Here is a 26,188-nt window from a genome sequence, read left to right as displayed (position 1 = left end):
GTCAGGGCTCTTTCGGTGCGGGGAGCTGCGGGGTGATCAGTGCTGGGCGTCGGAGCCGTCGCGGAGGACGGGGAGCTTCTCGCCCGCCTCGACGGGCAGGTGGAAGCGGTTCTGCCGCGGCGGCATCGGACAGTTGTACTGATCGGAGAATCCGCAGGGCGGCACGAAGGCCTGGTTGAAGTCGAGGACGACACGGCTCTCGTCGTCCGTGCGCCGCACGAAGAGGAAGCGGCCGGCCCCGTAGGTGGTGTCGCCGTTGGTCGGGTCCCCGAAGACGAGCAGGAGGGTCCCGTCGTCGTCGAAGGCGCTGAGCGTGTAGGCGCGTCCGTCGACGGTGAGCGTGATGTCACCCGGGACGACGAGGTCACGGCTGCCGCCGTTGTCCCGGATGTGCTCGAAGGCGATGCGCCGGGCGCCGGGGACGGGCGTGTAGGAGGCCTCCAGGACCCAGGCCGGGTCGTACGCGAAGGCGTCGACCCGGTCGAAGGCGCGGATGGCGGGCGCGTCGGCGTCCCAGAAGCGCAGGCCGTGCTCGGGTTCGCCGGTGACCATGTCGGTGCGCCGGAGCGTGGTGACGGTCACGGTGTCCGGCAGGCCCTCACTGGCCTGCTCGGCGTCCGGCACCTCGCCCGCCGGCGCCCAGCGGGTTTCGACCAGGGCGAGATTGCCGGTCGGAGAGGTGAGCGCACGGTGACGCTCGGCACGCCAGGCATCCCACTCCTCCGCCGGGGCGACGGATGAGCGGTCGGGGGACGAGTGGGACACGGCAGTACTCATTCATCTAGGCGAGGGCGGCCCTCACAGCCTGTCTGCACAGGACGTGAATAAGTGGCCAAAGCATCACCTTTATTGACCATAAGCACATCTAATGTCAAACTCTTGCGCCATATTGTGAGACGCGTCTCTCGAAAGGGATGGGGTGTGGCTCCGGCGGAGAGCTGGCGGTGCCGCCACCGCGGGCATTCGCGCACCGGACGGGAGCACCCACCCGTCGCCGGTGCGAGGGGTGGGTGCTCCCGTGGAGAGGTACGTCGCACGCCGGAGCGCCGAGGCCCCGGGCCCCTGTCGTCGGCAGGCCTACCTGACCGGGGTGAAGTCGCGGGCGCCGATGAAGTCGGGCCGGCGGATGGGGGCCGCGAAGGGTTCTTCCGCCGTGTTGTCGACGCTGTTGAAGACGATGAAGACGTTCGACCGGGCGTAGGGGGTGATGTTGTCCCCGGAGCCGTGCATGGCGTTGCAGTCGAACCAGGTCGCCGAGCCGGCCTTGCCGGTGAAGAGCTTGATGCCGTGCCGGTCGGCGAGCTTGGTCAGCACCTCGTCGGAGGGGATGCCGGCGTCCTGCATCTGCAAGGACCTCTTGTAGTTGTCCTTGGGCGTCTCGCCCGCGCAGCCGACGAACGACTTGTGGGAGCCGGGCATGATCATGAGCCCGCCGTTGGTGTCGAAGTTCTCGGTCAGGGCGATCGAGACGGACACGGCGCGCATGTTCGGCAGGCCGTCCTCGGCGTGCCAGGTCTCGAAGTCGGAGTGCCAGTAGAAGCCGGAGGCTCCGAAGCCGGGCTTGACGTTGATCCGGGACTGGTGGACGTACACGTCGGAGCCGAGGATCTGGCGGGCGCGGCCCACCACACGCTCGTCCCGCACCAGCTTCGCGAAGACCTCGCTGAGCTTGTGGACCTCGAAGACCGAGCGCACGCTCTGCGACTTCGGCTCGATGATCGAGCGCTCGTCCGCGCGGACGGCGGGATCGGCGATCAGCCGGTCCAGCTCCGCCCGGTAGACGGCCACCTCGCCCGGGGTGATCAACTGGTCGATGGCGAGGAAGCCCTCATGGTCGAAGGACCGGAGGCCCTCCGAGCTGAAGGGGCCCGGTGTGCCCGGCGCGGACCAGATGACCGGGTCCTGGCGGGGAGTGGTCATCTCGGCGGCGCCGCGCGAGGGGTACAGGTCGGCGCGTACATCGGTGGTCATGGTTCAGCCCTCCTCTGTCAGCAGTGGGTATACACCGTTCTCGTCGTGGTCCTCCCGTCCGGTGACGGGAGGATTGAACACGCACACGCAGCGGAAGTCGGTCTTCGGGCGCAGCGTGTGGTGCTCGTGCCCGTTCAGCAGGTACATCGTGCCCGGCCTGATCCAGTGGGTCTCGCCGGTCTCGTCGTTGGTGAGCTCGGCCTCGCCCTCGGTGCACAGAACGGCCTCGATGTGGTTGGCGTACCACATCGACGTCTCCGTGCCCGCGTACAGCACGGTCTCGTGGAGCGAGAAGCCCACCTTCTCCTTGGCGAGCACGATGCGCTTGCTCTCCCAGGTACCTGAAGCGGACCTGATGTGCCGGTCGGTGTTCTCGATGTCATCGAAGGATCGGACGATCACGGCGCTACGGTGCCTTTCTGACGTACCTCATGGCGGATTGGCGAGGGGGCGTGAACGGTGCCCCGGGGGATACCGGGCAGCGCTCCCGACCGCGGCGGCCCGTGTTCAGGCGGTGTCCCGCACGGCCTTGGCGACGATCTGGAGGCCTTCTTCGAGCTCGCCCGTGGAGACGGTGAGGGGCGGAAGCACCTTCACCACCTCGCTCTCCGGTCCGGAGGTCTCGACCAGCAGCCCCAGCTCGAACGCACGCCTGCAGACCGCGGTGGCACGACCGGGGTCGGAGAACTTCATCCCCCAGACCAGGCCGCGGCCGCGGACCTGCGCCTCGGCCTCCGGGTGTGCTTCCCCGATGGCCAGCAGTGTCTGTTCGACCTGTTCGCCGCGGGCCAGGGTCTGCTTCTCCATCTGGCCGTCGGCCCAGTAGGCGTCCAGCGTGGCGGCGGCGGTGACGAAGGCCGGGTTGTTGCCGCGGAAGGTGCCGTTGTGCTCCCCGGGCTCCCACACGTCCAGCTCACCCTTGAACAGGCACAGCGACATCGGCAGACCGTACCCACTGATCGACTTCGACAGGGTCACGATGTCCGGGACGATGCCGGCCTCCTCGAACGAGAAGAACCCGCCGGTCCGGCCACAGCCCATCTGGATGTCGTCGACGATCAGCAGCATGTCCTGGCGGTGGCACAGCTCCTGCAGCGCACGCAGCCACTCGGCGCGGGCGACGTTGATGCCGCCCTCACCCTGCACCGTCTCCACGATCACCGCGGCCGGCTTGTTCAGCCCCGACCCCTGGTCCTCCAGCAGCCGCTCGAACCACAGGAAGTCGGGGACCTTGCCCTCGAAGTAGTTGTCGAACGGCATCGGCGTGCCGTGCACCAGCGGGATACCGGCACCGGCCCGCTTGAACGCGTTACCGGTCACCGCGAGCGAACCCAGCGACATCCCGTGGAACGCGTTGGTGAAGGAGACCACCGACTCACGGCCCTTGACCTTGCGCGCCAGCTTCAGCGCCGACTCCACCGCGTTCGTACCCGTCGGGCCCGGGAACATCACCTTGTACGGCAGGTCACGCGGACGCAGGATGACGTTCTCGAACGTCTCCAAGAAGGCCCGCTTGGCGGTCGTGGCCATGTCCAGGCCGTGGGTGATGCCGTCACGCTCGATGTAGTCGATCAACGCGCGTTTCAGCACCGGGTTGTTGTGGCCGTAGTTCAGCGAACCGGCACCGGCGAAGAAGTCCAGGTACGAATGGCCGTCCTCGTCCGTGAGCCGTGCACCCTGCGCACGGTCGAAGACCGTCGGCCAGCCACGGCAGTAGCTCCGCACCTCCGACTCAAGACTCTCGAAGACACTCAGGGCATGCGGGTTGTTCGTCGTCATGACACGCTCCTAGTGCGCCGGGCGTCCGGGAACCGGGTATCGGCGGACGGGGCTGCCGACTGGGCCAGCGGTCCGATCCGATAGAGGTGTTCGGACGCGTGTGCGTCAGGGAAGATTCCTGCGGGGAACAGCAGCTCACGCTCCACCGACGCTCCGTGCCGTGCGGCGAAGGAGTGGAACAGCCGGTGTGACGCGTCGTTGTCGGCGCTGATCGTCGTCTCCATCTGCTGGAGGACGCCCTTGGAGCGCAGACGGGCGGTGAGGTGGTCCAGCATCGCTCCGGCCAGGCCGCTGCCTCGCCGGTGGTCGTCCACGGCGATCTGCCAGATGACGAGGCTGCCGGGTAGTTCGGGGCGGAGGTAGCCGGTCACGAAGGCGACGGCCTCTCCGCCTTCGTCGCGGGCGACCACGGAGGTCGCCGCGAAGTCACGACACCACAGCAGATAGCTGTAAGAAGAATTCACGTCGAGCACGCGGGAATCGCGCGCGATTCGCCACGCCGAAGCCCCGTCCTCGATCGTGGGCTCCGCCATTCGGTCCCTCGGCCTCACCATCGGTCCACACCTCCGTCTCACCGCAGTACACAGGGCGGGAATGTTCCCGCGAGAAACGTGTGAATCTCTTCGGATCGAGCAATGGACCAACATATATGCGAAGCGAACTAATTGACAAAAGTACTTTTCGGAAACAAAGGCGGTCGTGATGACAATCGCCTGGTCAGCAGTGTTGCGCCACCACCTCGGAGCGCCGTCCCGAATCATGTTAGACCAGCGGCCCTTTCCAGGCCACAGGAGAACTGTGGCACAAATGTCGACCGAAAGCGCGAGCGTGACGGCGCACTTGACAGGACGACTGCGGCCACTTCGGATGCCAGGCGAGTTGTTTTCACCGCCGGGACAGTTCCGACAGGAACTGAACCCGTCGACCGACTTATCGCGATCAGTACGCTTTTCGGCTCGACGGTGACTCCAGTCGGGTGAGTTTTATCAAGATTTCGAACATCAGCTCGCCTGCGGAATTCCCCCGCCGGATGCCCCTGTTTGCGGGCGTACACCTCCGGCCCTCGCCACCGGCGATCTGCCGATCGTCATGTCCGGACTCGGTCCCCGCGCGGGAGTGGTGGGCGCCGCGCTCCTGGCGAGTGAACTGGCCTCGGCGAGGCACCGGTGGCGGGGGTCGTCGAGAACGGCGAGGTCGCCGGACAGCCCGTGTCCGGTGCTGCGGCCCGAAGCTCACTGGAGCTGGGGCAGGTCTCGTGGCCGGCCCGGGGCGGCACCCGCGCCTGGACGCGGCACGAAGATCTCCGCAGTACCGCCCCGCCGCGCGCTCGCTCACTGAGCCCTGTCCCGATTCCGACGTCGTGGCATGAGATCGGTCGCCACACAGGCGGAGGAAGTGCCGGCGGACGCTCATCCCGTCCGGTCCGAAGGGCCTCGCGGGGCCCTTGGCACCAGGCGCCTCTGCCGCCCTTCGGCGGACCGGTCCCGCGCCGGTCGCGCACGGCCGACGCCCCGCACCGTCCGGTCGCGTCCGCCCCTGGCCTCGGCCGAATCCATTCGGTACCCGGACAAACATCGCGCGGCCGTGATCATCGTATCGAGTTAATGTCGACGGCTTTCCTTGGCCCGGAGGGCGGAGCGGTCATTAGTGTTCTTCTCGATCTGGACGGATTCCCCTCCGCATACCACTTTTCCCTCCTTCTGCCCGATGGCGTCCACATACGTGCGTCACCGACCTGACCAAGGAGAGCGTGCCGATGACTGTTGACTCGAACCCTGAAGTCCGGCTGGAGCTGCCCCGGCAGTCCAGCCTGGGCACGGCGGCTGCCCGTAACCTCGCCGACACCGCCAAGTCCGCCCCGCAGATGCAGGAGATCTCCTCCCGCTGGCTGCTGCGCATGCTCCCCTGGGTGGAGACCAAGGGTGGCGCCTACCGGGTGAACCGTCGCCTGAGCTACACCGTCGGCGACGGCTCTGTGGAGTTCGTCCAGGACGGCGCGGACGTCCGTGTGATCCCGCGTGAACTCGGCGAACTGGCCCTGCTGCGGGGCTTCGACGACGTGGACGTCCTGACCGCCGTCGCCGATCGGTGCGTGCAACGCGACTTCCGGGCCGGCGAGACACTGGTCGAGCGGGGCGCGCCCGCGGACAAGCTCCATCTGATCGCCCACGGGCGCGTCAACCAGACGTCCGTCGGAGGGTACGGCGACGAGGTCGTCCTGGACGTGCTGGCCGACGGCGACCGGTTCGGCGAGAACGCGCTGCTGGACGAGGACGCCCGCTGGGAGAACACCGCGACGGCCGAGACGTCGGGCACCCTGCTCACCCTGTCACGCGCGGACTTCGCGGCCGTGACCGCCACGGCGGAGAGCCTCCGGGCCCATCTCGAGGCATTCGCATCGCTCTCCCACCGGCGGCAGAACCATCGCGGTGAGGCGGAGATCGCGATGTCGGCGGGCCACGTCGGCGAGCAGGAACTACCCGGCGCGTTCGTCGACTACGAGCTGAGGCCCCGGGAGTACGAACTCTCGGTCGCGCAGACCATCCTGCGGATCCACACGAGGGTCGCCGACCTCTACAACGGGCCGATGGACCAGACCGGGGAACAGCTCAGGCTCACCGTCGAGGCGCTGCGCGAGCGCCAGGAGCACGAGCTGATCAACAACCGGGAGTTCGGTCTGCTCCACAACGCCGACTTCAAGCAGCGCATCCAGACGCACTCCGGACCGCCGACCCCGGACGACATGGACGAACTGCTCTGCCGGCGCCGCGGCACCAGGTTCTTCCTCGCGCACCCCCGGACCATCGCGGCGATCGGACGTGAGTTCAACGCGCGGGGGATCTATCCGGACCACGCCGACCTCGGCGGTCAGCAGGTTCCGGCCTGGCGCGGGGTTCCGATCCTCCCCTGCAACAAGATCCCCGTCACCAAGGAGAAGACCAGCTCCATCCTCGCCATGCGTACCGGCGAGGAGAACCAGGGCGTCATCGGCCTGCACCAGACCGGACTGCCGGACGAGTACGAACCCGGTCTGTCGGTCCGCTTCATGGGGCTCGACGAGAAGGCGATCACGTCCTATCTCGTCACCACCTACTACTCGGCCGCCATCCTCGTGCCGGACGCGGTCGGCGTGATGGAGAACGTGCAGATCGCCCGCTGGCCCAGGTAGCGGGACACGCCAGGACGGCCCGGTGCCGAAGCCCCGCGGTGTACCGAAGAGCGCCGGGACACCGCACACCCCCACCAAGGAGCCATGGATGCCCGCACCTGAGCTGCCACCACCACAGTCGAGCCTGCCGGAGGCCGCTTCCCGCTTCGGGGCGCACCTGCTCGCATCCGCGGCGGCCCGCGCGCTGGATGTCAAGGGCGTCACCGGCGGCCTGCCCGGCGCACCTTCCCCGCCCGTCCCGCCCGTGGCCTCCGCAGCCGCCCCTGGCCCGCTCTCCACGTCGGCGGCCACCGAAGCGTCCGCACGGGGCGCCGGCCTGGAACGGATCCTGCGTGGTCCCAGTGGTCTGGGCACGGCCGGCCTGCGGCTGACCCCGCGGGACGAACCGCAGTCGGCGCCGTCCGCACCGGTGGCCACGGCGGAAGGCACACCTGTCCCGGGCCTCTACCACCATCCCGTGCCCGAGCCCGACCCGGTCCGGGTCGAGGAGGTCAGCCGGAGGATCAAGGCCTGGGCACTGGACGAGGTCGCGCTGTACCCCGACGACTGGGAGGAGGAGTTCGACGGTTTCTCCGTGGGCCGGTACATGGTCGGCTGCCATCCCGACGCGCCCACCGTCGACCACCTCATGCTCGCCACACGCTTGATGGTGGCGGAGAACGCGGTGGACGACTGTTACTGCGAGGACCACGGGGGCTCGCCCGTCGGGCTCGGCGAAAGGCTTCTGCTCGCGCACACGGCTCTCGACCCCCTCCACACGACGGAGGAGTACCGGCCGGGGTGGGCGAAGTCGCTCCACGCGGACGCGCCTCGGCGCGCCTACCGCTCCGCCATGGAGTACTTCGTCCGGGCGGCCAGCGCCTCCCAGGCGGACCGGCTCCGGCACGACATGGCCCGGCTGCACATGGGGTACCTCGCCGAAGCGGCCTGGGCCCAGCTGGACCATGTCCCGGAGGTGTGGGAGTACCTGGCGATGCGCCAGTTCAACAACTTCCGCCCCTGCCCGACCATCACGGACACCGTCGGCGGCTACGAACTGCCCGCGGACCTTCATGCCCAGGCCGGCGTGCAGAAGGTCATCGCGCTCGCGGGGAACGCGACGACCATCGTGAACGACCTCTACTCCTACACCAAGGAACTCGACGCTCCCGGCCATCACCTGAACCTGCCCGTGGTGATCGCGGAACGGGAGGGCCTCTCCGACCGGGACGCCTATCTGAAGTCGGTCGAGGTCCACAACGACCTCATGCACGACTTCGAGAGCGAGGCCGCGGCCCTGGCCGGGGCCTGCCCGAGCCCCGGCGTGCACCGCTTCCTGCGGGGCGTCGCCGCGTGGGTCGACGGCAACCACCACTGGCACCAGTCCAACACCTATCGCTACAGCCTGCCCGATTTCTGGTAAAAGAACGGACTCATCTGTGACCCACACCGAACTCGCCCCCACCGCCACCGCCGCCTCGGGCTCCGTGCGGATCCCCCGCCCGGCGTCCCCCTACCAGGGGGACATCGCCCGCTACTGGGACGGCGAGGCCAGGCCCGTGAACCTGCGCCTCGGCGACGTCGACGGGCTCTACCACCACCACTACGGAATCGGTGCGGTCGACCACTCCGCTCTCGGTGACACCGAGGACAGCGCGAGCGAGAAGAAGCTGATCGCCGAGTTGCACCGGCTGGAGTCGGCTCAGGCCGACTGCCTTCTGGGGCACCTCGGTGACATCGGCCGCGACGACACCGTGGTGGACGCCGGCTGTGGGCGCGGCGGCTCGATGGTGATGGCCCACCAGCGCTTCGGGTGCAAGGTCGAAGGTGTCACGCTGTCGGCCAAGCAGGCGGACTTCGCCAACGGCCGTGCGCGTGAACTCGGCCTCCAGGACCATGTCCGCGCACGTGTCTGCAACATGCTCTCCACGCCGTTCGGGACCGGGTCGGCCGCGGCCTCGTGGAACAACGAGTCGAGCATGTACGTCGACCTGCACGACCTCTTCGCCGAGCACTCCCGCGTCCTGGAGGTCGGCGGCCGTTACGTGACCATCACCGGCTGCTGGAACCCGCGCTACGGTCAGCCTTCCAAGTGGGTGTCCCAGATCAACGCCCACTTCGAGTGCAACATCCACTCGCGACGGGAGTACCTGCGCGCCATGGCCGACAACCGCCTCGTGCCGCAGGCCGTCATCGACCTCACCCCCGACACTCTCCCCTACTGGGAGCTGAGGGCCACGTCCTCGCTGGTCACGGGCATCGAGGACGCGTTCATCAACTCGTACAGGGACGGTTCCTTCCAGTACCTCCTCATCGCGGCGGACCGCGTCTGATCCCAGGCCGCCGGGAGGGCCCGACCTTGCGGGGGTCCTCCCGGCGGCCGCACGCGGTACCGTGCGGCCGGACCGTCGCCGCGCGGTCCCACCCGCACGGCCCGCCCGCCCTCCTCCGGGATCAGCCCACGAGGTCCGGGGCGCGCAGCATCTCGGGCGGGACGCCCCAGGCGTCGACGAGGTCGACCGCGAGGGGCCGGACCTTGCGGCAGAGGTCGTTCACCTCACGGCTGATCGCCTTGGAACGCTGGACGGTCAGCCGGCCGTGCTCCATGAACCAGGCCCGGTCCGCCTCGATCGTCGACAGGGCGAACAGGTCGCACAGCAGGCCGAGCGCGACCTTGTTGCCGCCCTCGGGCTGTGCACGCACCTTGTCGACGAACGCCTCCAGCACCAGCCGTTCGACGTGCGCGTGGGCCACCGCGATGACGTGGTCCTGCACCTGCGAGAAGACGACCCCGGGGTTGCGCTTCTGGTCGATCCCGCGCTTGAGCCGCCGGGCCACACCGGCGAGCATGTGCTCCTCGCGGTAGCGGAGCATGGCGAGCTGGTACTCCGAATCGAGCAGACCGGCCTCCTGGTCCCACTCGTCGCCGCCGGGCAGCAGGTCCCGTACCCGTTCGAGCAGTTTGTGCGCCGAGGTCTTCTCGATGACGGTCTCGACGGCGAGGCCGGTGACGTGCCGGACCATGCCGAGCTGGTCCAGGTCCTCGAACTCGCTCGCGTAGTGGGTGAGCAGGCCCTTGGCCACGAGCTGCAGCAGGACGTGGTTGTCGCCCTCGAAGGTGGTGAAGATGTCGCTGTCGCTCTTGAGGGCGGCGAACCGGTTGACGGCGAGATAACCGGCGCCGCCGCACGCCTCGCGGCACTCCTGGACGACCCGGGTGGCGTGCCAGGTACCGAGTGCCTTGGTGCCGGCGGCACGTGACTCCAGCCTGCGCCGCGCGTACGCGTCGTCCTCGATGCCGGAGAAGACCTCGTGCAGGTGTGTGCGCACGACGTCCTGCGCGAAGTGCAGCGCGTACGTCCTCGCGAGGAGCGGCAGCAGACGACGCTGATGCAGGCCGTAGTCGAGGAGCAGCTGCTCCTCGGTGTCCGAGGCGGCGTCGAACTGCCGGCGCCGTACGGCGTACTTCGTGGCGATCGTCAGGGCGACCTTGGCCGCGTTGACCCCGGCGCCTCCGACGCTGACCCGCCCCTGCACCAGTGTGCCGAGCATGGTGAAGAAGCGCCGGTCGGGGTTCTCGATCGAACTCTCGTACACGCCCTCGGCGGTGACGTCCGCGAAGCGGTTCAGCAACGCCTCGCGCGGCACGCGCACCCCGTCGAAGCCGATGCGGCCGTTGTCGACGCCGTTGAGACCCATCTTGCGGCCGTCGTCCTCGATCCGTACGCCGGGCGCCACCTCTCCCCCGACGCGGATCGGCACGACGAACGCGTGCACACCCTCGGACGCCCCGTCCACCTCGAGCTGGGCGAAGACGACGGCGAGCTCGCCGTGGCGGGCCGCGTTGCCGATGTAGTCCTTGCGCGCCTGGTCGCCGTCCGTGGTGATGACGAACTCCTGGGCCGCGGCGTCGTACGTCGCGCGGGTCCCGAGCGCCTGGACGTTGGAGCCGTGCCCGGTCTCGGTCATCGCGAAACAGCCCATCAGCTTCCCGGTGATCAGGTCCGGCAGGTAGGCGTCGTGGTGACGTCCGGTGCCCAGATGCAGGATCGCCCCGCCGAAGAGTCCGAACTGCACGCCGACCTTCACCAGGACCGACAGATCGCCGAAGGCCAGCGTCTCGAACGCGGCGATCGAGGCTCCGATGTCACCGCCCCCGCCGTACTTTCCCGGGAAGCCCATACCGGTCTGACCTGTCGCGGCCATCTCGACCACGAGCTCACGCACCCGCTCGCGAAACGCGTCGACGCCGAGCTCCTCGGCCTCCTCGAGGACCGAGGCATACGTGACCAGGTTGGTCCGGACGAGGTCGCGGATCTCGGCGTACTCGCCGTCGAGCACCTCGGTCAGCGCCCGGACGTCGACCTCGGGCTGCACGTATCCGCTCGCAGCAGTGGATGTTTTGTCAGTGGCCATGCCACTTCGCTACCCCGCCCGGGGACGATCAAGCGGCCGCCCGGGGCCGTCGGAGCCGTACGGGGGAAGCACGGCGCGGCCGGGTGGGCCGGATCGTGCCGTGGCCAGGCGATCGGACGCGGCAGCGTCTGTCATGACCATTGCCGACAGTCACCCGCATCGCTATGTTAATTGCGAATCACATCGGTCGGCGTGACCGGAATCGCGAAGCATCCAGGATCAGCGGTCCGACTTAGGCGCAATACACCATCAGGTCGAGCAGGGAAGCAGGTAAGTAAATGCACAATCTCGACAGGCGAAAGGTCCTCTCCCTCGGTGTCGCACTCGGCCTCGTGGGCGCGGCAGACCCCGCCAAGGCGTGGGCGTGGGCGTCGAGGGACTCGGTGGCCGGCAGCGGCACCGGTGTCGATCCGGAGTACGTCTGGGACAGTGCGACGGACCCGCTGATGGTCTCGCTGCTACGGAACGGCCAGGTTCCGGCGGTCAACACCGCGATGGCGGGGTGGGTGAACAACGGGGACGCACTGCCCGCCGGACTGCCGGCCGAGCTGACCGCGCACCTGCGGACGGTCAACAAGCTGCCGTCCTGGGCGGATCCGGTCAAGCTCGCCCGCGCAGCCGACTTCAACAGGCGCAAGGACACCTATCTGTTCATGCTGTACGGCCTCGGCAGCGGGATCATGAGCACCGTGATCCCGCGCGAGGCCAGGAGCGTCTACTGGTCGGTGGGCGGAGCCGACATGAAGGACCGCGCGGCCAAGACGTTCACGTTCGGCTACGACCTGTCCCAGCTGGACGCCTTCAAGCCGACCGGGCAGTTCGTCGTCACCGCCAACAAGACCCGGCTGGTGCACGGCGCGGTGCGTCACCTGCTGCCTCAGTCGCCCCACTGGCGGGCGGTCACCGACCAGTCGATCCCCATCAGCGCCGCGGACATCCTGGTCACCTTCCACAGCCTGGGAACCTTCGTGCGCAGGAGGCTTCTCGACTGGAAGGTCCCGATGTCGGCCGCGGACCAGGAAGCCTTCCTGCATTCGTGGCAGGTCGCGCTCCATCTGCTCGGTGTGCCCGACGAGTACATCCCCGGGACCTGGGCGGCCGCGGAAGCGCAGTCGGCGCAGGTGCTCACCCCGATCCTGGCCCCGACGCCCGAGGGCCTCGACCTGGCCGAGGTGCTGCTCGGTCTGACGGCGGAGATCGACCTCGGTGTCACCCGCGGGTTCCTGAACGAGTTCGTGCGCTACGTCCTCAGCAACGAGGTCGGCGACTGGCTGAAACTTCCGCGCGACTACGCGGCGGCGGCCCTCGTCCGCACCGTGTGGCCGGCCTTCATCCTGTTCCGCGAGGGCCTGTCGCCCGTCATGCCCGGCACCTTCTACATGTTCGACCAGTTCCTGCGCGGCCTGGCCATGCTGTTCCTCAACAAGGGCAGTTCCACGACCACCACCCCGATCACGATCCCCACGGGGAACAGGCCGGCCGGCTGAGCCCCCGGATCCGGCCCCGCAGGTGCCGCCCCTCGGCAGTCGCGCCGGGGGCGGGACCCGGTTCGCGACCGCGCATCCGTCCCGGCCTGCCGTACGGGAGCGCCGGGCGCGCAGGGTTCAGAAGCCCAGGGCCGCCATGACCAGCGCGGTCACGGCGTCGCGGTGGCCGGGGCTGTCCTGCCACCGCAGCCCGCGGCCCGCCTCGACAGCGACGCCGAACCCCGCGTGCACCAGCACCCTGGCCTGGCGCGGGTCCAGCTCCGGACGGGCCAGCCGCAACTGCTGCTCCCAGACGGCGATGTGTTCACGCTGTGCGAGAACCAGGGACCGCCGCAGGTCCGCCGGCAGACCGACGAGCTCGGCCTCGGCGACGCTGTTGAGCGCGGTGTACTCGAAGCTGTAGGCCACGTAGGTCGCCGCCAGCGCGACGACGGCGTCGTGCGGGCCGGACACCTGGTGGAGGCTCTGGTCCACCGTCCGGGCCAGGAGCCCCGCCGCCTGGAGACACGCGGCCGCCAGGATGTCGACCTTGCCGGAGTAGTGACGGTAGAGCGCCGACGGGGCCAGCCCCACCGCCTCCGCGATCTGCCCGTTCGTGACGCTGGCGAACCCGTCCCGCGCGAACAGGGGAATGGCGGCCGCCAGGATCTCCGCGCGTCGCGTGCGCGGCACCGGGTGGACGACCACCTCGACAGCGCGGGCACTGTCACGGGCCGTCGCCGGATCGGCAGCGGTCACCCTCAGCGCTGACGCCGACAGCAGTTCCTCGGCACGGCGCTGAGCGATCGAGGTGTGATGCATGGTGATCGAGCCGATGGCGCCGAGCGCGGCCATGGCCCGCAGGCGCCCGTCCGGCAGCGGGTGCTCGCGCTGCACGGCCTCGTCCACCCGCCCGATGACGTGCCTGAACTTCGCCCTGAGCTGCCGGCGGTCCTCGTGATGGAGGTACCGGGCCTCCCACCGGTACACCCCGCCCGACGCGCGATGCGCGACGGTGACCCGGGTGACGGCGGTGAGCACATCCGCCGGCGTCGCCCCGGAGGGCACCTCGTCGACGGCGGCGACGAGCCGGTCCGCCATGACGTCGGCGCACTCGGCGAACAGCGCGTACTTGTTCGGGAAGTGCCGGTACAGGGCCGCCGCTGTGATCCCCACACCGGCGGCGATCTTCTCCATGGAAGCCATGTGGTAGCCGCGCTCGCTGAAGACCCGGCCGGCCGCCTCGACGATGAGCTGCTTGCGGTTGCGGGGCCGAGTGGCCGCGGTCGGACCGGCGGTCACAGCCGAACGGGCGGTTGCGGAGACGAGGCCATGCCGATCAGTGAACCACACGTCACCCAGGCCCTCCGCGGTCGGCCGACCAGGCACGTCGTGACCCGGCGTGACGAACGCACAGGTGAGGTTGACGAAACCCGGGGCATAAGTGGCGACAGACGAAGGGAGGTTGCCATGGATGGCAGAAATCTGGAACTTGGCGAGCTTCTGACCGCAGCGGAGTCCGCGCCGCCCGGGGAGTCCGTCGGCGTGATCGCGCACGATCTGCGCAAACGATTCGGGGCGGACCGGGTGTCGTTCCTGTTCGTCGATCTCATGGAGCAACGGCTGCTGCGCCTGACCGCGCCCACCGAGGGCGACATGGAGGACACCGAGGATCCGATCGATCTGCAGGGCACCGTCTACGACACGGTCCTCCGCAGCCAGCGGCAGCACGTGGAGACCGACGGCCAGGGCGGACGACGGGTGATCTCGCCGGTGAGCAATCGCGGCGACTGCATCGGTCTGCTGGAGGTGACGCTCGGGTACGCCGACGACACCGTGCTGGGACAGATCAGCGAAGCGGCTCACGCACTGGCCTACATCATCGTCACGGACCGCCGGTTCACCGACCTGTACCACGCCGGCAGGCGGACCACCAGGACCAGTCTGGCCGCCGAGATCCAGCACCAGCTGCTGCCCTCGTCCTCCTGCTGCGAGGCTCCCCAGTTCACCCTCGCCGCGGGCCTCGTGCCGGCCGACGACATCGGCGGAGACACCTACGACTACACCCTCGACCGGGACACGCTGTACCTGTCCATCACCGATGCGATGGGCCACGACACCGAGTCCGCGTTGTTGGCGACGCTGGTCACGGGTGCGTTGCGCGGAGCGCGCCGCACCGGCTGCGACGCGCTCCACCAGGCTCATAAGGCCCACGAGGCCCTGCTGAGCCACAGCCGCGGGCTGGCCACCGGACAGTTGCTGTGCATCCGCCTCGAAACAGGCATGTGCGAACTGGTCAACGCCGGACATCCCTGGCCTCTGCGCCTGCGGGACGGTGCTGCCGAAGCCGAGGAGGTCCCGCTCGCCGTCAACCTGCCGTTCGGTGTCGCCGCACCCACCTCCTACCGGCTCCAGGAACTTCAGCTGCATCCCGGAGACCGTCTGGTCCTGCTCACCGACGGCATGCAGGAACGCGGGGCAGCCGCTGTCGACCTCGTCCGCCTCGTGAGCGACACCCGTGCCCTGCACCCCAGGGAGGCCGTCCGCAAGCTGACCAGGGCGGTGCTGGACGCCTGCCGGGGCAATCTCAACGACGACGCGACCGTCGTCATCCTGGACTGGCACGGAACCGGCGAAGGCTTCGCTCCCTGACCGCCGCGCCGGACACGCCTGCCGGCGAGGCGGTGGAAGGAGGGGCCCGGACGGGGGGTCCGGCGCCGCGCCGGTCAGCCCGACCTGGGCGGCTTCTGCGTGTCGAAGGCGAAGAGGGTGTTCTCCGCCGCCGCGACGATCACGGCACGACCCGCGACGGTCACGCGCGGACTTGCGCCCTGCTCGCCCGTGAGGCCGTCGACCTGCGGATCCGTGGCCCACAGGGTTTTGCCGCTGTTCGGTGACAGGGCGACCACCCGGCCGGTGGCAGAGCTGAAATACAGTGCGCCGGATCCTGCCACTGGCCCGGACGCGCCCTCCACGCCCGTCTGCCGCGACCACTTCTCCCGGCCGGTCGCGGGGTCGAGCGCCGTGACGAGACCTGCCTGTCCGGCCAGGTAGACGGTGCCGTCCGCCATGCCGGGTGTCCCGGCGTATGTCCTGGCCAGCCGGGAGTACGTGACCTTCCGCGAGGCCGGGTCGATCACCGCCGTCCCGTCGTACCCGGTCAGCGCCGCTCCCTCCATGTGCTGCCGAAGGAGAACGAGCCTGCCGTCGGAGACGCCCATCGGCACGGCGGGCCCGTCGACCGCGATGGCCCGGCCCAGTGCCCCCGACGTGCGGTCGACGGTGTGGAGGACGGGACGGCGCACCTCCACGGCATCCACCTCCGCGTCCGTCGCGCACATGGCGAGGAGCTGTGCGCCCGCCGGGACGGGGGCGCACTGCGTACCCGCCGGGAACGACGTCGTCCAGGTCACGTCACCGCTGTGGGCGTCACGGGCCTCGAAACGGGAGTTGGAGGCGTCGACCGTCACCACGGCGGAGCCGACCACCAGGGCGTCCTGGCTCCGGCCCGTCACGGCGGTCGACTGGGCGCCGGACGGCACGGCCCACAGCTCACGGCCGTCGTCCGCGTCGAGGGCCACCACCTCGCTGTGCGGGTCCTGCGGGGCGTCCTCGGCGGCGAAGCGGTAACCGAGCACCGTGTCCTCGGTGGCACCCACCACATGCATGCCCTGGACGGGGACGCCCGGGCTCTTCGCCGTCCACACCCGGGAGCCGTCCATGGCCCTGATACGGGTCGCGACCACACCGCCGCCCCCGCAGAACAGCGCGTCGCCGCGGGCGACGCACCGGAGTTCGTCGGGGATGTCCTCGCGACCGCCCTGCACGGTCCTGCGCCACGGGCCGAAGCCGGTCGGGAGTGAGGCAGCCGGCGCCGCGACGCGCTCGCCCTTATCGCCGTCCGTGCCGCCTCCGGTGCTTCCCGCCCTCAGTGCGGCGACTCCCCCGCCGATCGCCGCGACGGCGACCGCGGCCGCGAGCACGGGCCGCCACCGGCTGCGCAGACGGCGGCCGACCGAGGTGCCGGCGCCGGCCGGGGCGGGGCTCGGAACAGCCGGAACCGGGGTGTCCTGGGTCACATGATGCTGAGTGACCATGTCACGGGTGCGGCCCGCACCGGCCTCGTGCACGCCGGTCCCACCGAGGTCGTCCGGAAGGTCCCTCAGGAGCACGAGGAGTTCGTCCGCCGAGGGGCGGCCCCCGGGCTCCTTGTCCAGGCACGGCTCGACGACCGCGCGCAGGGCCTTCGGCACGACGCCCAGCGACGGCTCCTCGTGCACCACCTGATACGCGGTGAGGTAGGGGCTGTCCGCGTCGAACGGCCCGTGGCCCGTCGCCGCGTATACCAGCAGCGTCCCCAGGGAGAAGACGTCGGACCGCGGTCCCACACCACGCGGCGCCTGCAACTGCTCCGGCGACATGAAGGGGGGCGTACCGATGACCCGGCCGGTCATCGTCAGCGTCTGCTGGTCCGCGGCGCGCGAGATGCCGAAGTCGATGACGCGCGGACCCTCGGGCGAGAGCACGACGTTCGAGGGCTTCAGGTCACGGTGGACGACTCCCACCCGGTGGATGTCGCGCAGCGCCTCGGCCAGCCCGATGGCGAGCCTTCTCAGCTCCGCCCCGTCCAGCGGACCCTGCTCGGCGATGCGCTGGGCGAGCGTCCGCCCCTCGATGTAGGTCGTCGCCATCCACGGCTGCTCGGCCTCGGGGGCGGCGTCGACCACGGCGGCGGTGAACGCGCCGCTCACCCTCCTGGCGGCCGCCACCTCCTGCCGGAAGCGGATGCGGAACTCGTCGTCCCCGGCGAACTGCTGGTGGATCAGTTTGATCGCGATGGGCCGCCCCGAACTCGTACGGGCAAGGAAGACCGTGCCCATGCCACCCGAGCCGAGCCGGGCCTCGAGCGGATAACCGCCGATCTCGGCTGGATCGCCCATGCGCAACGACACGCCTCCCCACCTCCCGTCCTCCGTGCGCCTCTGCCTGCACGGGCCTGCGTATCCGTCCTGCACACAAACTAACCGCTGGACGGTACGGCGGAGCAGAGAGGGTGACGAACAGGCAGTCCGGAGCCACCCGTGCCGCACGGGAGGAGGGCTCCGCCGGCCGCGTCCGCCGTCGCGAGAACCGGGCACGGACCTGGCGGTGCATCACACACGACTGTCCGGCGCAGTGGGTACGAGCCGGTAGGCATGTGCCGCCTGGTCCCGGCCGGCGCTGAGGCCGGCAACTCGGGTACACGGCCCACCGGGTACCGGACCCACCGTGCCACTCCCCTCCGGCAGGGCCGTCAAGGGCCCTCCTCCGTCGGTCCCGGGCGGCCGTCCGGGTGGCAGGGGCCGACGGTGAAACGGAACGGCAACCGGGTCCGCCGCTCGACGAGGTCGAAGCCGAGCCGTAGGAGGTGGACCGTGTCGGGGGCGCCCTCGTGGTCGGTGGTGTGCACCGTTTCGACGTGCGGGACGCAGCCTTCCGGCAGGCCGAGGTGGGCCCGTGCCTCGGTTCCGGTCCACACCACCGCGTCCGCGCGGAGTTCGGGGTACAGCCGGCTGACGAACACCTCTTCCAGCGGCACCGGGCGTTCCGTCTCCACCCCGTCGACGAGCAGCAGTTCCCCGGTGTCGCGGTGCCAGGAGAAGGCGCGGCGAAGCGCCGTCAGTCCGTGCACCTCGTAGGCGTCGGCGAGGTCGAGGGTCAGCTCCGCACCGTGCGCGTGGACGTGGAGCTCCAGGACCTCGGCCGCCCGGGCGCCGCCCGCGGACTGCTCGCGCGTGTCGACGCGTGGAACGGAGTGCGCGCGCGAGGAGGCGTGCAGGAACGTGTAGCGCGTGGCCTCGTCGAAGTACCCCTTGCGGTATTCGCCCGCGCCCAGGTCGGCGAGCAGGACCTCGCCCCTGGCCGCCAGCACGAACTGGCCGAGGTCGTTGTGGTTGTGCGGCTCGGCGTTGTGGCCGCCCTTGGCCGCGAAGGCGACGCCCTGTCCACGGTCGACCAGCCAGGCGAGGTCGGGGAGGTACGCCGTGGGGGGGCTCGGGCTCCGGCGCGGGGGCGGGGACCGGGGCGCCCCAGCGCAGGGTGCGCGAGAGGTCGGCCCAGTCCCGTGGGAGGTCCGCCCCGCCGTCGGTGGCCTCCACCGCCTCGGCGGGGACCCGGACACCGAGCCTCCGCGCGAGCTGTCCGGCGAGACCGGCGGGCACCCGGGGCCGGTCCTCCCCGTCCGAGAAGGCGGGGAACAGCCCGCCGCCCAGATGCACGGCGCCAGGAAACCTGGCGACGGCCGACACCTTGGGGTGCGCGAGCAGGTCCTCCCCGGTGAACTCCCGCAGTCCTTCGGCGAAGTAGACGAAGTGCGCGAAACCGAACACCCAGTAGCCCACCCCTTCCGCACAGCCCCCGTCGTCGCCGAAGCCACTGAGGTAGGTGAGCTGGGCGCGCCGGCACCGGTCGAGGACACGAGTCAGGCGCGGTCCCGGGTCCCACAGGGCGAGTGCCGCGAGGCCCGCGCAACCGCCGCACACGGCGGCCCAGTTGTGCGCCCAGCCTTCCCACGGAAGCGGACGTCCGTCGTCGGCGAGGAGGGACAGCACCCGGTGGTCCACCTGGTCGCGGACGCGGGCGGCGACCCGGGGGTGGAGCCGGCCGCCGCAGACCCCGACCGTCTCGGCCAGCAGCTGCGCGGTGAGCGCGGCGAACAGGTCGAGGCACTGGTCCATGCCCCGGTCGAGGTCCGTCGCATGCGCCTCGTGGGCGGGCAGCGCCCAGGTGTACTCGTCGCAGACGGACCACAACGCGTCTTCCAGGGGGCCCAGTTCGGCTGCCGGGTCGATCAGGGCCTCGGCGGCGAGAGCTGTCACCAGCGCTCTCCGCCGGAAGTACAGCTTTTCGTAGGCCAGACGGTCGCCGTCGTCGTCGAAGCGGCGGTACGCGGAGAACGGCAGGTCCGGCATCTGCGTGCTCCGCGCGGAGTCCGCAGCCGACCGGATGCGGGCATGCAGCCCGGTCAACGGGTCGGCGTCCGGGGCATGCCGCCGGTTCGGTCCCGGACCGGATGCTGTCGGTGACATCACGCCTCCCCCTCGAGTACGACCCGATCGCCCGCCACGCCTGGGTCGCTGACGGCCGCCATGACCCGGCAGTTGCGCCACACCACGAACAGCGCGCAGCCGGGCAGCACCGCGAGGCCCAGCAGCGGCGCCTGGTTGACGAGCAACAGGACCACGCTGCCCAGCACGAGGTTCATCAGGGCCGGCAGCCCGTGCCGGAGCACGGCGTACGGCGCCAGCAGGAAGAGCCTCCGTCCGACGCTCCCGCCCGCGGCCACCTGCGCGAGTGCGACCGGCCAGGCCGCGGCGGCCACCAGCGCGACCACCACCGCCATCGGCACGACCGCCGTTCCCAGCGCGGATGTCCGCAGCGCCACGACATCCACGGCTGCCACGATCACGAGCAGCACGAAGGGTGCCGAGACCAGCACCGCTCGCCGGTACAGCTGTCGGTAGGCCCGGGCGAACAGCCTCAGCGGCGCCTGCTCGTCCCCGGTCGCCGCGTCCAGGTAGGCGAACGCGGCGGCGAGGGAGGGTCCCGGAAGGACGAGCAGCAACAGCCCGAAGAACACCGGGTGCCGCCACGGCTGGTGGGTGACTTGCAGCGCGGCCAGCAGGGGCAGGTTCGCCACGGCGATGCCGAGGTTGACGACCAGCACGCGGTGGACGTGCGCCCAGATCAACCCCCATGAGTCGTATGGGACATTGAGCCGCGCTCGCGGGCTCGCCCCCGTTCTCCGCATGTCTCAGCCCTTCACGCCGGTCGTCGCGATGCCCCGCACGAAGTAGCGCTGGCCGAGCAGGAACACCGCCAGGACCGGCGCCAGTGAGAGCACGGAACCCGTCATGATCATCGCCGACTCCGCGTCGTACTGCCCGATGAAGGCGCGCAGCCCCAACTGCACGGTCCACAGCCGGTTGTCGGTCAGGTAGATGAACGGGCCCATGTAGTCGTTCCAGGTGTTCACGAACGTCAGCAGCGCGAGGCTCGCGAGCGCCGGCTTGGACAGCGGAAGCACGATCCGCGCCCAGATGCCGTACTCCGTCAGGCCGTCGAGGCGGGCCGCCTCGCTGATCTCGTCCGGGATCGTCAGATAGAACTGCCGCATCAGGAAGACTCCGAAAGCGCCGAACGCCTGCAGCAGGATGAGCGAGGTGTACGAGTTCACCAGGCCGAACTTCTGCATGATCACGTACTGCGGCACCATGTACGCCTGCCACGGCACCGCGATCGTCGCGATGTAGCCGGTGAACAGCAGATCCCGTCCCGGGAAGCGCATCTTGGCGAAGCCGTACGCCGCGAAGCTGCCGGTGAGCACCTGCAGAAACGTGATCACGATGCTCAGGAAGAACGAGTTGCCGAGGTAGGCGGCGAACGGCACCCGCGTCCAGATGGTGGCGAAGTTCTCCCATTTGAACTCTTCGGGGATCCACTGGATCGGCACCGTGAAGACGTCTCGGTCGTCCTTGACCGACGAGATCAGCATCCAGATGAAGGGCAGGAGGACCGCGAGGGCCACCACGGCGAGAAGCGCGTACAGGGCGATCTGCCCGAGGAGCGCCACCGCGCCGCCGCGGGCACGGGGCCCCTCAGGAGGACCTGCGGGAGCCGGGGGTGTGGGCGCACTGCTGTCCTTGCGCAGCACAGTGGTACTCATCGCTCGCTCCTCCGCTGCATCCGGAACTGGATCACCGTGATCACCAGGCAGATCAGGAAGAGCACCAGGGAGACCGCCGAGGCGTAGCCGAAGCGGCCCTGCGTGATGCCCTCGCGGAAGATCAGCTGGGACAGGACGAGGGTGGAGCGGCCAGGTCCGCCCTCGGTCATGACCTGCACCAGGTCGAAGACCTTGAAGCTGGAGACCGTGATCATGACAGTGACGAAGAAGGTCGTGGGCCGGAGGCCCGGCAGGGTGACGTGCCAGAAGCGCTGCCAGGCACCTGCGCCGTCCATGCGGGCCGCCTCGTACAGCTCGGCGGGGACCGTCTGCAGCCCGGCCAGGAACAGCACCATGTAGTAGCCCATGTCCCGCCACACGCTCGTGACGATCAGTGCGGGCATCGCCCAGTCCTGGGAGCTGGTCCACCCCGGTGGGTGGTCGACGCCGAGGAACGTCAGGAACTGGTTGACCGGCCCCGACTCTGGGCTGAGCAGCATGTTCCACACCACGGCGACGGCGACGAGCGAGGTGATGTACGGGAAGAAGAAGGCGGTCCGCAGGACGTGCACGCCGCGCAGCTTCTGGTTGAGCAGCACGGCGAGGCCGAGCGCGACCACGAGGGTGAGCGGGATGTGTCCTGCCGCGTAGTACAGGGTGTTCCGCAGCGCGGCCCAGAAGTTGGAGTCGTCCCACAGCCGCTGGAAGTTGTCCAGGCCCGCCCATTTCGGGGTGGAGTAGGAGTCCCAGTGGGTGAAGGAGATCGCGAGCGCGCCGATCACCGGGACGAGGGTGAGGGCGGCGAAGCCGAGGAAGTTCGGCAGGATGAACGACCAGCCGACCAGGAGGTTGCGCCGCCGCCGGCGCTTCGCGGCGGCCTGGTGGGCCGCGGAGGCGCCGCCGGGCGCGTGCTGGGTGGCGGTGGGCGCGTCGACACTCACTGGACTTCGTCCTTCACACGCTTGTCCATCTCCTTGACGCCCTCGTCCACGGACTTCTCGCCGCTCATGACCATCTCGTGCTCCTCCTTGAGGATCTGGTCGATGTCCGAGGTCTTGTCGCTGACCGGCATCTCCAGCTGCACCGTGGTCGGTTGCATCGTCCTGCGGGACAGCGCGTCCGCCGGCATGCCGTCGACAGAGAAGAAGGTGTCGAGGATCTTGTCGCTGGTGTACGCGGGCGTGACGCCGATCTTCGCGACGGCGGCGGCTCCCTGCGGACCGGAGGCCCAGGTGACGAATTTCTTGGCGGCGTCCGCGTTGCGGGACTTCTTGTTGACGGCGAACGCGGTCGGCGATCCGAAGGTGACGGTCCTGCCGTCCTTCTCGACCTGCGGCATCGGCGCCATGCCCCAGTTGATGTCGTTCTTGCCCTGTGCTTTCTCGGCGAGCAGCGCGGCCGCCCACCACGAGCCCATCGGCACCATGGCGGCCTTGCCGGTGGTCAGCTGCGAGTCGTAGGTGATCTGGTTGCTGGAGGCCGTGGAGAACGGCAGGGTCGCCTTGGCCTTCTGCAGGCCGAGGGCCATCTCGTACTGGTCCTTGAAGAACGAGTAGTCGCCGCCGAGCTGGTCGCCGCCGGTCTGCGCGGAGGAGATCGCCTGGACGACGGAGCGCCAGGTGTGCAGGTAGGTGCCGTAGACCTTGTCGGAGCCGGAGCCCTTGGTGAACTTCTTCGCCAGCTCCGCGTAGCGGTCCCAGGTCAGCCCGGACAGGTCTTCCTTGCCGACCATGTCCTTGTTGTAGAAGAGGACCCAGAAGTCCGAGCGGTAGGGCAGTGCGTAGTACTTGCCGTCGAGGTCGTAGTCGTCGAGACCGGAGTACGACGCCTTGTCCAGCCCGGCCGCCTCCTCGGTCAGCGGCAGGAGCTGGTCACGGGTGGCGTAGCGGGCGTAGTCGGTGACGTTCTTCATGGTCAGGACGTCGGTGGTGTCACCGCCCGCGAGCATGGTGGTGACCTTGTCCGGGTAGTTGTCGGCGAGGATGTCGACCGGCTGGACGTCGATGCCGGGGTTCTCGGCTTCGAAGCCCTCGATCAGGGCCTTGAACTCGGGCGTGGTCTTGTAGTTCCACAGCGCGATCTTCACGACGGTCCTGCCGTCGGACGACGAGGTGCTGTCCGTGCCGCTGGCGTCGCAGGCGGTGGCGGTGAGGGTCGCGGCCACGACCAGCGGTGCGATCCGGGCGAGGTTCTTCGTCAACTTCATTGCGGCGGCTCTCCTTCGAGCGGTTGGGAAGGGTGGGACGAGCGGGGCCGGGGTCAGGCGCTCAGGCCGAGGGCCCAGCTCTCCGCGGAGATCTCGGCCCGCAGCGGCTTGCCGGCGACCCAGCGGTCGAGTTCGTCGAGGACGTGGTCGGTCAGCCGGCCGGTCTCGGTGCCCAGGGACCCGGCGATGTGCGGCGTGATCATCACGCGTGCGAGGCGGCGCAGCGGCGAGTCGGCGGGCAGCGGTTCGGGGTCGGTGACGTCGAGGATCGCGAAGAGCCGGCGGGCTGCGCACTCGGCCGCCAGCGCGTCGGGATCGACGAGTGAACCGCGCGCGGTGTTGATGACCGTGGCGAAGTCGGGAAGCAGGCGGAGCTGCTCGGCGCCGATGAGGTGATGGGTCTCGGGCAGTTCCGGGGCGTGCACGGACAGTACGTGGACCTGCGGCAGCATCTCCTCCAGCGGTACGAGCCTCGCCCCGGCCCGTGCCACCTCCTCCGGGTCGGCGTACGGGTCGGCCACCAGGCAGGTGGTGCCGCGCAGCACCCGCAGCAGCTCGACGACCTGCCGGCCGATCCGCGAGAAGCCGACGACGCCGACGGTCCGCCGGAAGTTGGAGAGGTCACCGTAGCCGGTGACCGAGCCCCAGCCCCCGTACGCGTGCTGCTCGTCGGCGGCGAGGAACGGGACCTTCTTCCCGGCGAAGATGATCGCGGCGAGGGTGTACTCCGCCACCGGCACGGCGTTGGCGTCGGCGGCGCTGGTCACCCGGATCCCGCGGCGCCACACCTCCTGTCCGACCAGGTCGCGCACGCTGCCCGCCCCGTGCAGGACGGCCCGCAGGCGGGGTGCCGCGGCGAGCCGCTGCGGTGTGAGCGCGGGTGCGCCCCACGACGTGATCAGCACGTCGGCGCGGGCCAGGCGTTCGCGCGACCGTGCGTTGTCGAGGTCGTCCGTCCAGCAGGGCTCGTCGAGGGCCACGAGGGCGGCGAGGCGGCGCAGCCGGTCCTGATCGAAGTGTGCTTCGAAGCTGGACCTGCTCATCACGACCAGAGCGCGGGCCTTGGTCTGCATACGGTGCGGGCTCCTCTGCCTCCGGGCGCCCGCTCAAACAGCAGGTGCCATCCGTGTTTCCGGCGAGTTCCAGCCAGAAGACGCTGAGTCAGAGATAGTGGTCACCCACACAGACCCACCAGAGCTCGACCAGAGACGAAACAATCCGTTCAGACTCGAACATCGCCCGGGATCAGCTCCGGACGGGAGGGGATGCGCCATGACGTCGACACGGCTCACCGGGCCCGAGGGGCCCGCGGGATCGGCCACGAGGACGGACCAGCTCTTCGCGCTGCAACGCCGTGAACGGCTGATGGACCAGCTGCGGCTGCACGGCGCTGTTCGCGTACGCGATCTCGCACGGGACCTCTCGGTCAGCGAGCTGACGATCCGGCGCGACATCGCGGCGCTGGCCGAGCGCGGCCTGCTGACCAGGGTGCACGGCGGGGCGACACTGCCCTCCGCCCTGGAGCAGGAGCCGGTGCGCCGGAGGCGGCTCGCGATGCCTGCGTTCACGATCGGGATGGTGGTCCCCTCGCTGGACTTCTACTGGCCGCACATCGTCAGTGGCGTCCGCAACGCCGCTGCGGCGCACGGCGTCAACGTCCAGCTGCGGGGTTCCAGTTACGACCAGACGGAGGACCGGCGGCAGATCGTCCGGCTGACCGAATCCGGACAGGTGCAGGGGGTGCTCCTCGCGCCGAACCTGGAGGGCCCCGGCATGCACGAGATGATCGACTGGATCAGCAAGCTGCCGGTCCCCGTGATCTTCGTGGAGCGCGACACGCCCCACTGGACCCCGACGCCGCACCAGCTCGAATGGGTGCGCAGTGATCACGCGACCGGGCTGGAGATGGCGGTCCGGCACCTGCACGCGCTCGGCCACCGCGATATCGGGCTCGTGCTGTCCAAGGGCAGTCCCACCTCGGCGCACCTCGCCGTGGGGTGGCACCGGGCCTGTGCCGAACTCGGCCTGTCCGACGGCTTCCTGATACGCGAGAGCGTTGCCCTCGATGTCCCGGGACACCGCAGGATCATCGGTGACATCGTGGAAGGCTGCCGCCGCTCCCGCATCACGGCGCTCATCGTGCACAGCGACCCCGACGCGCTCTCGGTGGTCCAGTACCTGACCGAGCAGGGCATCCGCGTCCCCGACGACCTGGCGATCGTCAGCTACGACGACGAGGTCGCCCATCTCGCCGACCCGGCCATCACAGCGGTACGTCCGCCCAAGGCGCTCGTGGGTCGCACCGCCGTCGAGATGATGCTGGCGCGCCTGCTCGAAGGCAGTCGACGTCCGGCCCAGCGGGCGCTCATCCTCCCCGAGTTGGTGATTCGCGCCTCGTCGCTGCCGGCCGCACGCACTCCGTGACCGCGCCCCCGAAGTCGCTGCGGCACGAACCGGCCTGAGCGGCCCCGGCGAGTGTTCCGCCGGGACCGCCCGCC

General features: G+C 69.7%; 21 protein-coding genes. 7 read left to right on the top strand and 14 right to left on the bottom strand.

All coding sequences use genetic code 11. The features are described from left to right. Positions 1-36 precede the first annotated feature (36 nt). The 5 genes from LWJ43_RS29685 to ectA all read right to left on the bottom strand — a co-directional run bounded on the left by LWJ43_RS29685 (position 37) and on the right by ectA (position 4,304). Positions 37-777, bottom strand: coding sequence for a DUF1684 domain-containing protein (locus LWJ43_RS29685; RefSeq protein ID WP_277335253.1), 741 nt, complete (start codon positions 775-777; stop codon positions 37-39). 300 nt (positions 778-1,077) lie between these two features. Continuing rightward, positions 1,078-1,971 (bottom strand): ectoine hydroxylase, encoded by an 894-nt coding sequence (thpD, locus tag LWJ43_RS29680; protein ID WP_277335252.1) that lies wholly within the window; start codon positions 1,969-1,971, stop codon positions 1,078-1,080. A 3-nt stretch (positions 1,972-1,974) separates the two neighbouring features. Continuing rightward, positions 1,975-2,373, bottom strand: coding sequence for an ectoine synthase (locus LWJ43_RS29675; protein ID WP_277335251.1), 399 nt, complete (start codon positions 2,371-2,373; stop codon positions 1,975-1,977). Positions 2,374-2,478: 105 nt separating this feature from the next. Further along, entirely contained in the window at positions 2,479-3,750 is a 1,272-nt protein-coding gene (ectB, locus tag LWJ43_RS29670) for a diaminobutyrate--2-oxoglutarate transaminase (RefSeq protein ID WP_277335250.1), read from the bottom strand. Next, positions 3,747-4,304 (bottom strand): diaminobutyrate acetyltransferase, encoded by a 558-nt coding sequence (ectA, locus tag LWJ43_RS29665; RefSeq protein ID WP_277335249.1) that lies wholly within the window; start codon positions 4,302-4,304, stop codon positions 3,747-3,749. Before ectA ends, ectB begins: the two co-directional genes overlap by 4 nt. A gap of 1,202 nt (positions 4,305-5,506) precedes the next feature. Here ectA and LWJ43_RS29660 point away from each other — a divergent pair. The 3 genes from LWJ43_RS29660 to LWJ43_RS29650 all read left to right on the top strand — a co-directional run bounded on the left by LWJ43_RS29660 (position 5,507) and on the right by LWJ43_RS29650 (position 9,231). Next, positions 5,507-6,919, top strand: coding sequence for a family 2B encapsulin nanocompartment shell protein (locus LWJ43_RS29660; protein WP_277335248.1), 1,413 nt, complete (start codon positions 5,507-5,509; stop codon positions 6,917-6,919). A gap of 88 nt (positions 6,920-7,007) precedes the next feature. After that, the gene (locus tag LWJ43_RS29655) at positions 7,008-8,321 is read left to right on the top strand and encodes a family 2 encapsulin nanocompartment cargo protein terpene cyclase (RefSeq protein ID WP_277335247.1); all 1,314 of its coding nucleotides are present in this window, start codon (positions 7,008-7,010) and stop codon (positions 8,319-8,321) included. 16 nt (positions 8,322-8,337) lie between these two features. Then, complete coding sequence (locus LWJ43_RS29650; protein ID WP_277335246.1) at positions 8,338-9,231, top strand: geranyl diphosphate 2-C-methyltransferase; 894 nt, start codon at positions 8,338-8,340, stop codon at positions 9,229-9,231. Positions 9,232-9,352: 121 nt separating this feature from the next. Here LWJ43_RS29650 and LWJ43_RS29645 read toward each other — a convergent pair whose 3' ends face one another. Continuing rightward, a complete protein-coding gene (locus LWJ43_RS29645; RefSeq protein WP_277335245.1) occupies positions 9,353-11,314 on the bottom strand; it encodes an acyl-CoA dehydrogenase family protein in 1,962 nt (653 codons plus the stop codon). Positions 11,315-11,592: 278 nt separating this feature from the next. Here LWJ43_RS29645 and LWJ43_RS29640 point away from each other — a divergent pair, with 278 nt between their 5' ends. Next, entirely contained in the window at positions 11,593-12,801 is a 1,209-nt protein-coding gene (locus tag LWJ43_RS29640; RefSeq protein WP_277335244.1) for an oxygenase MpaB family protein, read from the top strand. A 117-nt stretch (positions 12,802-12,918) separates the two neighbouring features. On the opposite strand, the gene LWJ43_RS29635 is transcribed toward LWJ43_RS29640, so the two are convergent. Further along, positions 12,919-14,082: a TetR/AcrR family transcriptional regulator gene (locus LWJ43_RS29635; protein WP_277335243.1), complete on the bottom strand. Its 1,164-nt coding sequence runs from the start codon at positions 14,080-14,082 to the stop codon at positions 12,919-12,921. Between the two features lie 168 nt (positions 14,083-14,250). Between LWJ43_RS29635 and LWJ43_RS29630 the strand changes: the two genes are divergently transcribed. Then, positions 14,251-15,432 (top strand): PP2C family protein-serine/threonine phosphatase, encoded by a 1,182-nt coding sequence (locus LWJ43_RS29630; RefSeq protein ID WP_277335242.1) that lies wholly within the window; start codon positions 14,251-14,253, stop codon positions 15,430-15,432. A 74-nt stretch (positions 15,433-15,506) separates the two neighbouring features. Here LWJ43_RS29630 and LWJ43_RS29625 read toward each other — a convergent pair whose 3' ends face one another. Beyond that, positions 15,507-17,732 (bottom strand): serine/threonine-protein kinase, encoded by a 2,226-nt coding sequence (locus LWJ43_RS29625; RefSeq protein WP_277335241.1) that lies wholly within the window; start codon positions 17,730-17,732, stop codon positions 15,507-15,509. A gap of 341 nt (positions 17,733-18,073) precedes the next feature. Then, positions 18,074-18,940, bottom strand: a complete 867-nt coding sequence (locus LWJ43_RS29620) for a heparinase II/III domain-containing protein (protein WP_277335240.1) — start codon at positions 18,938-18,940, stop codon at positions 18,074-18,076. A gap of 373 nt (positions 18,941-19,313) precedes the next feature. Between LWJ43_RS29620 and LWJ43_RS29615 the strand changes: the two genes are divergently transcribed. Then, positions 19,314-19,844 (top strand): hypothetical protein, encoded by a 531-nt coding sequence (locus LWJ43_RS29615; protein WP_277335239.1) that lies wholly within the window; start codon positions 19,314-19,316, stop codon positions 19,842-19,844. Between the two features lie 2 nt (positions 19,845-19,846). On the opposite strand, the gene LWJ43_RS29610 is transcribed toward LWJ43_RS29615, so the two are convergent. The 5 genes from LWJ43_RS29610 to LWJ43_RS29590 all read right to left on the bottom strand — a co-directional run bounded on the left by LWJ43_RS29610 (position 19,847) and on the right by LWJ43_RS29590 (position 24,763). Beyond that, complete coding sequence (locus LWJ43_RS29610; protein WP_277335238.1) at positions 19,847-20,509, bottom strand: DUF624 domain-containing protein; 663 nt, start codon at positions 20,507-20,509, stop codon at positions 19,847-19,849. Positions 20,510-20,572: 63 nt separating this feature from the next. Then, entirely contained in the window at positions 20,573-21,484 is a 912-nt protein-coding gene (locus LWJ43_RS29605; protein ID WP_277335237.1) for a carbohydrate ABC transporter permease, read from the bottom strand. Continuing rightward, a complete protein-coding gene (locus tag LWJ43_RS29600) occupies positions 21,481-22,425 on the bottom strand; it encodes a carbohydrate ABC transporter permease (RefSeq protein WP_277335236.1) in 945 nt (314 codons plus the stop codon). The genes LWJ43_RS29605 and LWJ43_RS29600 overlap by 4 nt, the downstream gene beginning before the upstream one ends. Further along, positions 22,422-23,690, bottom strand: a complete 1,269-nt coding sequence (locus LWJ43_RS29595) for an ABC transporter substrate-binding protein (RefSeq protein ID WP_277335235.1) — start codon at positions 23,688-23,690, stop codon at positions 22,422-22,424. Before LWJ43_RS29595 ends, LWJ43_RS29600 begins: the two co-directional genes overlap by 4 nt. Positions 23,691-23,743: 53 nt before the next feature. Further along, positions 23,744-24,763 carry a hydroxyacid dehydrogenase gene (locus tag LWJ43_RS29590; protein WP_277335234.1) on the bottom strand — a complete coding sequence of 340 codons (1,020 nt, stop codon included), beginning with the start codon at positions 24,761-24,763 and terminating at the stop codon, positions 23,744-23,746. Positions 24,764-24,962: 199 nt separating this feature from the next. Between LWJ43_RS29590 and LWJ43_RS29585 the strand changes: the two genes are divergently transcribed. After that, positions 24,963-26,114 (top strand): substrate-binding domain-containing protein, encoded by a 1,152-nt coding sequence (locus tag LWJ43_RS29585; protein ID WP_277335233.1) that lies wholly within the window; start codon positions 24,963-24,965, stop codon positions 26,112-26,114. Positions 26,115-26,188 lie beyond the last annotated feature (74 nt).

It is taken from the genome of Streptomyces sp. JH34 (assembly GCF_029428875.1).
Lineage (GTDB): Bacteria > Actinomycetota > Actinomycetes > Streptomycetales > Streptomycetaceae > Streptomyces.
The sequence above is the reverse complement of the archived record's forward strand: the minus strand, read 5'-3'. Positions and strand labels throughout refer to the sequence as shown.